General features: G+C 71.9%; 10 protein-coding genes. 6 read left to right on the plus strand and 4 right to left on the minus strand.

Annotation, left to right across the window (positions count from 1 at the left end; genetic code table 11):
• Positions 1 to 70 precede the first annotated feature (70 nt).
• A complete protein-coding gene (locus VHS75_RS14375; protein WP_329639303.1) occupies positions 71 to 880 on the plus strand; it encodes a chorismate mutase in 810 nt (269 codons plus the stop codon).
• Positions 881 to 1045: 165 nt separating this feature from the next.
• On the opposite strand, the gene VHS75_RS14385 is transcribed toward VHS75_RS14375, so the two are convergent.
• From VHS75_RS14385 to VHS75_RS14395, 3 genes are read right to left on the minus strand one after another with little or no spacing between them, the layout of a single operon-like run.
• A complete protein-coding gene (locus VHS75_RS14385) occupies positions 1046 to 1987 on the minus strand; it encodes a cobalamin-binding protein (protein WP_329639304.1) in 942 nt (313 codons plus the stop codon).
• A gap of 2 nt (positions 1988 to 1989) precedes the next feature.
• Positions 1990 to 2526 (minus strand): hypothetical protein, encoded by a 537-nt coding sequence (locus VHS75_RS14390; protein ID WP_329639305.1) that lies wholly within the window; start codon positions 2524 to 2526, stop codon positions 1990 to 1992.
• A 55-nt stretch (positions 2527 to 2581) separates the two neighbouring features.
• Positions 2582 to 3250, minus strand: a complete 669-nt coding sequence (locus tag VHS75_RS14395; protein WP_329639306.1) for a hypothetical protein — start codon at positions 3248 to 3250, stop codon at positions 2582 to 2584.
• Positions 3251 to 3486: 236 nt separating this feature from the next.
• Here VHS75_RS14395 and VHS75_RS14400 point away from each other — a divergent pair, with 236 nt between their 5' ends.
• The 5 genes from VHS75_RS14400 to VHS75_RS14420 all read left to right on the plus strand — a co-directional run bounded on the left by VHS75_RS14400 (position 3487) and on the right by VHS75_RS14420 (position 7457).
• The gene (locus VHS75_RS14400; RefSeq protein ID WP_329639307.1) at positions 3487 to 3732 is read left to right on the plus strand and encodes a CsbD family protein; all 246 of its coding nucleotides are present in this window, start codon (positions 3487 to 3489) and stop codon (positions 3730 to 3732) included.
• A 153-nt stretch (positions 3733 to 3885) separates the two neighbouring features.
• Positions 3886 to 5043 carry a histidinol-phosphate transaminase gene (gene hisC / locus VHS75_RS14405; protein WP_329639308.1) on the plus strand — a complete coding sequence of 386 codons (1158 nt, stop codon included), beginning with the start codon at positions 3886 to 3888 and terminating at the stop codon, positions 5041 to 5043.
• On the plus strand, positions 5040 to 6005 hold the full coding sequence (locus VHS75_RS14410; protein ID WP_329639309.1) for a prephenate/arogenate dehydrogenase family protein: 966 nt from the start codon (positions 5040 to 5042) through the stop codon (positions 6003 to 6005). The genes hisC and VHS75_RS14410 overlap by 4 nt, the downstream gene beginning before the upstream one ends.
• Before the next feature lie 54 nt (positions 6006 to 6059).
• Complete coding sequence (locus VHS75_RS14415; RefSeq protein ID WP_329639310.1) at positions 6060 to 7028, plus strand: Coq4 family protein; 969 nt, start codon at positions 6060 to 6062, stop codon at positions 7026 to 7028.
• A 6-nt stretch (positions 7029 to 7034) separates the two neighbouring features.
• Positions 7035 to 7457, plus strand: a complete 423-nt coding sequence (locus VHS75_RS14420; protein ID WP_329639311.1) for an SRPBCC domain-containing protein — start codon at positions 7035 to 7037, stop codon at positions 7455 to 7457.
• Positions 7458 to 7536: 79 nt separating this feature from the next.
• Here VHS75_RS14420 and VHS75_RS14425 read toward each other — a convergent pair whose 3' ends face one another.
• Entirely contained in the window at positions 7537 to 10470 is a 2934-nt protein-coding gene (locus tag VHS75_RS14425; protein ID WP_329639312.1) for an ATP-dependent DNA helicase, read from the minus strand.
• Positions 10471 to 10543 lie beyond the last annotated feature (73 nt).

Genomic DNA, 10543 nt, shown 5'->3' on the forward strand with positions numbered 1-10543 from the left:
CCTATTGCGCCTTTGCCCGCAATGACTTAGGTCGCCTTCCTTCAGTTTCGGGAAGAATTTCACCGCAGCCATGACGGATAAGCCTGCGCCATCGCTGCCCGCACCCTCACTGGACGAGGTCCGCAAGCGGATCGACGCCATCGACGCCGACCTGTTGCGCCTGGTCGTCGAGCGCGCCTCGCTGGCCAAGGACGTCGCCGTCGCCAAGGCCGCGGCGGGTGATTCAGACAAGTTCGGTCTGCGTCCCGGCCGCGAGACCGCGCTGCTCAAGAAGCTGCTCGCCGGCCCGCGCAACGGCGCGCGTCCCGGCCTGATCGTGCGCATCTGGCGTGAGCTGATCGGCGACAGCCTGGCGACGCAGGGGCCCTTCCACATCGCCGTCTGGGGCGGCCGCGATCCGGGCCGCGCCGTCGAGGTCGCCCGCCTGCGCTTCGGCGTCGCGCCCTCCCTGCGCCAGGTCGCCAAGCCGGAGGACGCCATCGCCGAGGCCCGGAGCCTGGGCGGCGTCGGCGTCTGCGCGCTGACCCCCGACAGCGCCTGGTGGGGCCGCCTGCTGGCCGAGCCGAAGCTGAAGGTGTTCGCCGCCCTGCCCTGTCTCGCCGCCTGGGGTCCGCTCTCGGCCATGGCCGTCGCCGAGGTCGAGGTCGAGCCCACCGGCGCCGACAACACCTTCTGGGTCACCGACGCTCCAGGCGCCGCCAAGGCCATCGAAGACGCCCTCAGCCGCGACGGCGTCGCCGCCACCCTGCTGGTTGAGGCCGGCGGCCTGAAACTCTTCCTGCTCGCCGGCTACTACCAGCCCGACGACGCCCGCCTGGCCCGCGCCCCCGGCAAACTCTCCGGCGTCATCGGCGCCGCCCCGGGCCCGCTGGATATCTAGGGCGCCAACCTTCCCCTACTGCGCATAAAGCTCCGTCATCCCGGCCGCAGCGAAGCGGAGAGCCGGGACCCAGGGGTTCAAACTGTGCGGTCGCTCCTGGGTCCCGGATCGGCTCTTCGGCCGTCCAGGATGGCAGACGTTTGTGCGAGCGAGTGGAACTGATCTTTAGCCAACCGCCGCCACCCGCCAGCGCTCACCCATCGGTCCCGCGACCGCCGAGCGCTCATCGACGCACCGGTCCAGGATCTCCGCCAGGATCTCGGCCGACTCCAACAGCCGCGGGCTGGGACGGCTGAAATAGTAGTGCCCGTCGACGGCGAACACGCGGCCCGCCTTCACCGCGCGCAGATCGCGCCATCCGGGACGGGCGTGCAAGCTGGGCATCTCCGCCAGAATCTGGCCGATGCGGTAGCCGCAAGGCATCAGGACGATGACGTCAGGGTCGGCCGCGGCCAGCGCCTCCCATTCGATCCAGGGCGAGTGCTGGCCGGGCGAGGCCAGCAGCGCCTCGCCGCCCGCCGCGTCGATCAGTTCGGGCACCCAGTTGCCCGCCGTCATCAAGGGCTCGATCCATTCGATCGTCGCCACCCGCGGCCGCCAGCCGCGCGCCGCGCTGCGGACGCGGATCGCCTGCAGCCCGTCCTGCAGGCGCAGGATCGCGGCGGCGGCCTCGTCCGGCGCGCCCACCGCCTCCCCGACCCGCCGCAGGTCGCCCCAGACGTCGTCCAGATTGTCGGGGGCCAGCGACAAGAGCGTCGGCGGGGTTCCTACCCAGTCTGCAAGCGCCTCTTCCAGGTCCGCCGGGGTCACCGCGCAGACCGCGCATTGCGACTGGGTCAGCACCACGTCGGGCTTCAGCGCGCGCACCAGGGCGGCGTTGACCTCATAGACCGACAGCCCCTGGCGGACGATCTCCTGCACCCGGTCCTCGATCTGGCGCGAGGTCAGGCCCTTTTCGAGCTTGGTCCCCGTGCACACCGGCAGGGCTTCCACGAACGGCGGGAAGTCGCACTCGTGGCTGCGCCCGACCAGGCCCTCGCCGCGCCCGACCGCGACGGCGATCTCCGTGGCGCTCGGCAGCAGAGAGAGGATACGCGGACTGGCCATTCTCAGATCAGGCTGAGCGCCGGCGCGGCGCCGAACAGCTTGGGCGCGCGCCAGGTCAGCAGCAGCTGGACCGCCGCCAGCCCCACCAGCCAGATCGCCTCGTTCAGCGCGATCTGCGCCACGATGGCCGGGGCGAAGGTCGCCAGCCCGCCACCCGCCAGGCCCCAGGCCGCCATCACGCCCTCATAGGCCGCGAAGCCCAGGACGAAGGCCCCCGCCAGCCGCGCCGCCGAGAGGCGCCCGCGCGCTGCCAGCAGGCTCGCCGCCAGCATGGCGCCCAGCGCCGCGACCAGCGCGGCTGCGCCCCAGCCGAACGAGCTGGCGTTCGCCGGGAAATGCAGCAGCGTGAAACCGATCGCCTCATTGGCCGCCCAGGCGGCCGCCACCGTCACCGCCGCCCGGCGTCGCGTCATGGTCGCCGCCGACATCACCGCCAGCGCGACGAAGGGCATCATGCAGGACGCCGCCAGGCTGCCGATCACTGTGGCCGCGGCCAGGACCAGCGCCCAGGCGAAACTGACAGTCGTGCGCGGCGTCATGGCGGGCTCCTCATTGCCCGGCTAAGTCGCACAAGACTTCCCCTGGGTGAAGCCGTCACGCCGCCCGGATCGCACAATAGCCGAAGCCGTCGCGGACCTCACGGCCGCCCACCTCGATCGGGATCGCGTGGGCGAAGTTGGGGCCGTCGAAGACGAAGGTGTGGAACTCGCCGTTCTCGCCGCAGGGATCGGCGCCCGCGGGCAGGTCGGCCAGCAGCGCCGCGTCCAGCTCCCGCCCCGCGAAGCTGAGGTCCAGTCGCGCCAGGTCCACGCAGCACAGCACCGTGCGGAAACCGTAAGCTCCGCACTCGGCCGCGAAGGCGCGGGTCTCGCGGCCCCAGACCGGATAGATGGCGCGCATCCCCAGCCGCGCGCAGAGGCCGTCGCGATAGGCCCGGATGTCCTCCAGGAACAGGTCCCCGAACGCCACCGTCTCCACGCCCGCGGCCCGCTGCGCCGCGAACAGCTCGCCGATCGCCGCCTCGTACTCGACGTTGCTGGGCCGACTCGGCAGCACCACTTCATGCAGCGGCAGGCCCAGCGCCGCAGCCTGCCGGCGCACCAGATCGCGCGGAATGCCATGCACGCTGACCCGGTTTGCGTCGCCCGCCACCATAGTCATCAGGCCGACGATCTCGCGCCCGTCCCGCTGCAGTTCATAGAGCGCCACGGCGCTGTCCTTGCCGCCGCTCCAGGACATCAGCACCGCCTCGCGCCCCGCCATGCTCTCTCCCTCAAACGCCGGAGCCTCCTCTGGCGCGGAAGCCCTCCGCTGGCAATCGCGCGGCTTGGACGGTCGTGACCCGAGCGGGCAGCTTACCGCGCTCAACGGTTCCGCTATGGGTCGAGAGCATGAGATTTGAGCCGCAGACCGCGCGGCTGTGCTCGGTGTTGAACCTACAGAAAGCTTGGCCGTTACGCTCATGCCCACGCTCGCGGCGGACCAATGGATACGCTCCCATGCCCACCCTTCGCCTTGCGCTTGTCGCCGCCCTCGCCCTGGCCGCCACAGGACTCGCCGCCTGCGACCGGAGCCACGAGAGTGGCGCGAGCCAGAAAACCATCGGCCATGTCGAATCTGCCGCGGGAGACCTCACCGGCAGCGACAAGCTCAAGAGCCAGGGCAAGCACGACGAGGTCGTGGGCGGTGTGAAGTCCGCCGTCGGCGACGTGAAGGACACGGTGAAAGACGCCGTGAAGAAGTAAGAGCGGCCCGACCGTCGGACGCGGTTTCCGCCGCTCGGCCGCTACCAGCGCCGACGCCTGCGCGTCCAAGGCCGACCTTGGACGCGTGGCGAGCGGCGTGTAAGAGGCGGACCCGGCCCCATCGGCCTCACCCCTCGGACGCTGCGCTCTCCAATGTCTGACGACGCCCCCCTCCTCGACCGTTCGAAGGCGGCCAAGCCGCTCCCCAAGCCGGGCATCCTGGACATCCACGCCTATGTGCCGGGCAAGGCCAAGGCCGAGGGCTTCGCCGAGCCGATCAAGCTGTCGGCCAACGAGAACCCGCTGGGCTCCAGCCCCAAGGCCCAGGCGGCCTACGAGAGCGCCGAGCGGTCCTTGCACGTCTATCCCGACCCCCGCGCCTCCATCGTGCGCGAGGCGATCGCCGCCAAGCTCCGGATCGAGCCGGAACGGCTGATCTTCGGCTGCGGCTCGGACGAGGTCTTCGCGCTCCTCAACCAGGCCTTCCTGGAGCCGGGCGACAACATGGTGCAGGGCGAATACGGCTTCGCGGCCTTCGCCATCGGCGCCTACGCCTGCCAGGCTGAAGTTCGCCACGCCAGGGAGCCGGGCTTCCGCATCGACGTGGACGAACTGCTGAAGTGCGTCGACGCGCGCACCCGGCTGGTCTTCCTGGCCAACCCGGGCAACCCCACAGGCACCTGGATCCCGTTCTCCGAGGTCCGCCGGCTGCACGACGCCCTGCCGCCCAGCGTGGTGCTGGTGCTGGACGGCGCCTATGGCGAGTTCGCCCTGGATCCGACCTTCGACGACGGCATCGACCTGGCCCGCAATTCCAGCAACGTGGTGGTCACCCACACCTTCTCCAAGCTGCACGGCCTGGCGGCCCTGCGCATCGGCTGGGGCTATGCCCCGCTGGAGATCGCCCAGGCCATCGACCGCATCCGCCTGCCGTTCAACACCTCGATCCCCGCCCAGCGCGCCGCCGTCGCGGCCCTGGAGGACGAGGACTTCCAGCAGGCCTCGATCGCCCTCAACGAGACCTGGCGGCCCTGGCTCACCCAGCAGCTGGGCGGCCTGGGCCTCGACGTGATCGGCCCCTCGGCGGCCAATTTCGTGCTGGTCGGCTTCCCGAAGATCCCCGGCCACACCGCCGCCGAGGCCGACGCCTTCCTGGCGTCGAAGGGCCTGCTGGTGCGCGGCGTCGGCAACTACGGCCTGCCCGACCACATCCGCGTCACCATCGGCCTGGAGGCGCATAACCGCGCCCTGGTCGAGGCGCTGATCGAGTTCATGGCCCCGACGCCCCCTGCTTCAAGCCAGGGCGCATGAGCCAGCCCATCTACGGCAGGATGGCGGTGATCGGCTGCGGCCTGATCGGCTCGTCGGTGATCCGCGCCGCCCGCGCGGCCGGCGCCGTGGGCGAGGTCGCCGTCGCCGACGCCTCCGAGGCCGCCCGCGCCAAGATCGTCGAGCTGGGCTATGCCGACAGCGTCCATGCCGATCCCGCCGAGGCCGTGAAGGGCGCCGACCTGATCGTCTTCGCCGTGCCGGTGATGGCCATGGGCGAGGCCGCCCGCGCCGCCGCCCCGGGCCTCAGCCCCGGCGTCACCGTCACCGACGTGGGCTCGGTCAAGGGCGCCGTGGCCGAGGCGCTCGCCGCCTTCCTGCCGGACAGCGTCCACATCGTCCCCGGCCACCCGATCGCTGGCACCGAGCAGTCGGGCCCGGAAGCCGGTTTCGCCGAGCTGTTCAAGAACCGCTGGACCATCCTGACGCCCCAGGCCCGGACCGATGCGCCCTACCAGGCCGCCGTCGAGCGCCTGACCGACTTCTGGACCGCGCTCGGCGCCCACGTCGAGCTGATGGACGACAAGCACCACGACCTGGTCCTGGCCGTCACCAGCCACCTGCCCCACCTGATCGCCTACAATATCGTCGGAACCGCCGCCGACCTCGAAGGCGTCACCCGCGGCGAGGTGATGAAATATTCCGCCGGCGGCTTCCGCGACTTCACCCGCATCGCAGCGTCCGACCCGACCATGTGGCGCGACGTCTTCCTGGCCAACAAGGACGCGGTGCTGGAGGTGCTGGGCCGCTTCACCGAGGACCTGCAGGCGCTCTCCCGCGCCATCCGCTGGGCGGAGGGCGACAAGCTGTTCGAGCTCTTCTCACGCACCCGCGAGATCCGCCGCGGCATCATCGCCGCCGGCCAGGAAAGCGCCGCCCCCAACTTCGGCCGCGACGCCGCGCGCCCCGCTTCCCCAAAGGACCTAAATCAGCAACAGTCCTAAGCTCCCATCGAGATCGCGACTCAACCGCGAATAGGCCCCCAAGGCGAGGCGAAGATGAGCGACAATCAGGAGCGCGCCGGCTTCGAAGCCCTGGCCCAGGCCGGCGCCGAGGACGCCGCCGCCCGCGCGCTCGGCGCGCGCCTGAAAGCCCAGCCGCAGGCCGCCGACCTCATGGCGCTGTCGGCGCTGTGGATCCACGCCGCCGCCGCCGCGCCGGAGCGCGTCCCCGGCCTCTACGACGCCGTCGCCGAGGGCTACCTGGGCGAGCCGGTAGGCGCGAAGCCCGTCCCCACCGACGCAGCCGCGGCGCCGGAGCCGATCCCGCCTGCCTTCTGGCCCGCCCTGTGGGACCTGCTGGAGGAACCGCCGTCCGGCCTCGAGGCGGTGAACCTGACCACCAAGACCGCCGCCCTCACCGGCCTGGTCTCGGCCAATATGCAGACGCGGGTCGGCCGCGCCGCGCTCTGCTATCCGGACGTCCCCAAGGCCGTCGCCCAGAGCTATCCCAAGCACTTCAGCCTGGATGCGCTCGCCAAATGCCCGCCCGCCTCGCTGGGCGCGACCTTCCACGACCTGATCGTCGACAACGGCTTCGACCTGGAGGTGCTGGACCGCGCCGCGCTGGGCCTCGACAAGCTGCCGGCGCCGCTCGACTACCTGAACGCCCGCATCCTGCAGTGCCACGACCTGTGGCACATCGTGGCCGGCTACCAGACCACCGCCCTGCACGAGGTGGCGATCTCGGCCTTCCAGCTCGCCCAGTTCGGCCACCACTATTCGTCGATGTTCCTCGGCATGGTCCTGACCCGCGTGGCCTTCGAGCGGCCGGAGGGCGGGGCGATCATGCTGCCTGTCATCCTCACCGCCTGGACCCACGGCCGCCGCACCCCGCCGCTGTTGCCGGTCAACTGGGAAGCCGTCTGGGACAAGCCCCTGGCCGAGGTCCGCGCCCAGCTCGGCGTCACCGCCTACGTCTCGCCCTTCCCCGCGGACCTCTTCGAACAGCTGTCCGTGGCGGCGTGAGCGCCGATGGCTGAATACGCGATCACCCACACCTATGACGCGGCGCCCGAGCGCGTGTTCGACGCCTGGCTGGACCCGGCCATCGCCCGGCGCTTCCTGTTCGCCACCCCGACCGGCGAGATGATCCGCGCCGAGGTCGACGCCAAGGTCGGCGGCCAGTTCACCTTCGTCGACCGCCGCCCGGAGATGGGTGACGTGCTTCATACCGGCGAGTACCTCGAACTCGATCGCCCGCGCCGCCTGGCCTTCACCTTCGGCGTCCCGCAGTTCAACCCGGACTTCACCCGGGTCCTGCTGGAGTTCACGCCCACGCCCGCCGGCGGCTGCGAAGTCCGCCTCACCCACTCAGACGTCCCCGCCGAATGGGCCGACCGCTCCAAGCAAGGCTGGGGCATGATCCTCGGCTGGCTGGAAGCGGCGCTGACCTAGAAAATACTCCGATTGTCCCGACGAAAGTCGGGACCCAAGCCGAGGCGGGGTTTGGCCAGGCTGCGATCCATCCCGAGAGTCAGCTTGGGTCCCGACTTTCGTCGGGACGCTCGGAGTTTGAGGCCAAGAACGCCGCCACCCCCTCGATCGCCTCTACCAACCCCACCCGCTGCAGCTCCACCCCCTCGGGCAGCCCACTGAACAGCCGCGTCGGCGAGCTGGCGTCCAGCATGACGAAACAGCCCTTGTCGTCCGCCCGCCGGATCAGCCGGCCGAACGCTTGGCTGATCCGCCCGCGGGCCACGGCGTCGTCATAGCCCTTGCCGCCGAACCGCACGCGCCGCGCCTTGTGCAGGATGTCGGGCCGCGGCCACGGCACGCGGTCGAACACCAGCAACCGCAGCGACCGCCCCGGCACGTCCACCCCATCGCGCACCGCGTCGGTGCCCAGCAGGCACGAGTCCTCCTCCGCCCGGAAGATGTCCACCAAGGCCCCCGCCTCGCCGTCGATGTGCTGGGCGTAGAGTGCGATCCCCTTGTCGGCCAGCGGCGCGGCGATCCGCTCATGCACCGCGCGCAGCCGCCGGATGGCGGTGAACAGCCCCAGGCCGCCGCCGCCGGCCGCCAGGAACAGCTCGCGCATCGCCGCGGCCACCTGGCGCGCGTCGTCCTTGGCCACGTCGGTGACCACGAAGCACCGCGCCTGGGTCGCATAATCGAAGGGCGAGGCGAGCTTCAGGGTCTTCGGCCGCTCCGGCAGCCTAGCCGCGCCCGTGCGCATCTCCGCCAGCGCGAAGGGGTCGTCCAGCGTCGCATCGGCCAGGGTCGCGCTCGTCACCAGCACCCCATGCGCCGGCGCGATCACCGCATTGGTCAAGGGCTCCGTCGGGTCGACCCAATGCCGCCGGCACGCCGCGTCCACCACCCGCCCGTAGAGGAACGTCGCGTCGAACCAGTCCACGAAGTCCGGGTCGTCCTCGGCGTCCTCGTCGATGGCCCGCAGCATCGAGCGCCAGGCCGGCAGCGCCATCCGCGCCCGCCGATCGATCCCCCGCAGCGCCCCCTCGATCCGCGCCCGCGTCGCCGGCTCCAGCACGCCGGCCTCGTCGTCCAGCACGTTCTCGAGCTGCCGCGCCAAGGCCACCAACGGCGCCTCCACCTTCGCCAAGGCCTCGGCCGCCGTCCGCGCCGTCTCCCGCACCAGGTCCAGCGCCGGCCGCGCCGCGCACTCCATGCCGATCTCGCTGGGCGCCGCCCGCGCGCGGAGCTGCTCCATCACCGCCACCAGGAAGTGCTCCACCGGCCCCACGGGACCCACCTCCCCGTTCGGCGGCGCGATCCGTCCTGACCACCCCTCGCCCGGCAGGGCCGCCGCCGCATGGGTCGCCGCGATCAGCGCGCCCGCCGCCTCCTCGTGGTCGCCCAGCACCTCCATCAGCCGCTGCTCGAGCCCCCGCCCGCGCCGCCCGCGCCCCTCCGGCCCGCGGATCCAGCGCCGCAGCTCCGCGGCCTCCGCCCCCGACAGCGCCGCGGCGAACGCCGAATCCGCCGCGTCGAACAGGTGGTGGCCCTCGTCGAAGACGATGCGCTTGAGCTGCGTCGTCTCCCCGTCGGCCTTCGACCCCCGCGCCGCCCGCGCCGCCCGCGCGCCGTCGAACGCCGCCTGCGTCAACACCAGCGCATGGTTGGCGATCACGATGTCCGCCCGCCGCGACCCGCGGATCGCCTTCTCCACGAAACAGGTCCGATAGTGCGAACAGCCCGCGTGGATACACTCCCCGCGCCGGTCCACCAGATTGGCCGCGCTCGCCTGCGCCACCGGCGACACCGCGAACAACCCGGGCAGCCAGGCCGGGAAGTCCCCGCCGGTCATGTCCCCGTCCCGCGTCGCGCGCACCCACCGCGCCGCCAGCCCCATCCCCACCAGGTCGCCGCCGCCCAACTGCGCCGCGTTCACCGCCTCCTGGAAATTCAGCAGGCAGAGGTAGTTCTCGCGCCCCTTGCGCACCACGACTCGTCCAGATGCCCCCCTTCTGGGGGGGCTGTCGCGAAGCGACTGAGGGGGTTGGAGCCCAGCTGACTCAGCGGATGGAACCCCCTCCGGCCCTGCGGGCCACCTCCCCCTACGGGGAGGATCTGGAAACAGCGCATGGCTCTCCCGCTCGATCTGCCGCTGCAGCGCGCGGGTATAGGTCGAGACCCACACCGCCGGCCCATTGGCCTCCGCCCACAGCGAGGCCGGCGCCAGATAGGCCAGCGTCTTGCCGATCCCCGTGCCGGCCTCGGCCAACATCATCCGCGGCTCCCCCTCGCGCTCCCGAGGCTGAAAGGCGAACGCCGCCTCCGCCGCGAACTCCGCCTGCGCCGGCCGCGCCTCATCCAGGCCGGAGCGTTCCAGCAACTCCCTTAAGCGAGCCGCCGCCGCCTCGGGCAAAATCGGCTTCGACCCCGGCTCCCCCGGCGGCGCCTCGCCCTCCCACTCCGCCAGCCGCGTCCAGGCATCCAGCCCCGACGTGCGGAACATGTTCCCCACAGCCACGGACCGCAGCGCCCCGATCGCCGCCGTCCCCCAAGGCCAGCCGCCCCGCGCCAGGGTCTCGGCCACCGCCAGCGCCTCCTCCCGCGACGGGTCCGGCGCCGCCGCCAGCTCCGCCAGCAACACCCCGCACGCCGCCCGCAGCGCCACGGCCTGAGCCTCCGCCCCCTTCGGCTCCGCCATCCCCAGCGCCTGCGCCAGCCCCGCCGCCGACGGCGCACAGAACCTTCCTGGCCGCACAAACGCGAACAGCTCCAGCGCGTCGAACACCCGGTTGGAGCGCGGCGGCACAGGCACGCCCAACCGCCGCGCCGTCATCGCCGCATGCGCCACCAGCACCGGCCACTGCTCGAACAGGTCCCGGGCGTCCGGCGTGCGCAGGGCTTGCGGCCCGGTGGCGTCGGCCACGGCGGCGCGGGGGCCGGGCAGCACGACGAGCGCGGGGGCGAGATCGAGGGTGGTTGGCGGGAGAGTCACCCGCGATTGCTAGCGGGATTCAGCGCGGAACGGAATGGGAACCTGATCGCGAACCTCGCCTCATGCCTAGGCC

Source organism: Phenylobacterium sp., assembly GCF_036264965.1.
In the GTDB taxonomy this organism is placed as follows: Bacteria; Pseudomonadota; Alphaproteobacteria; order Caulobacterales; family Caulobacteraceae; genus Phenylobacterium.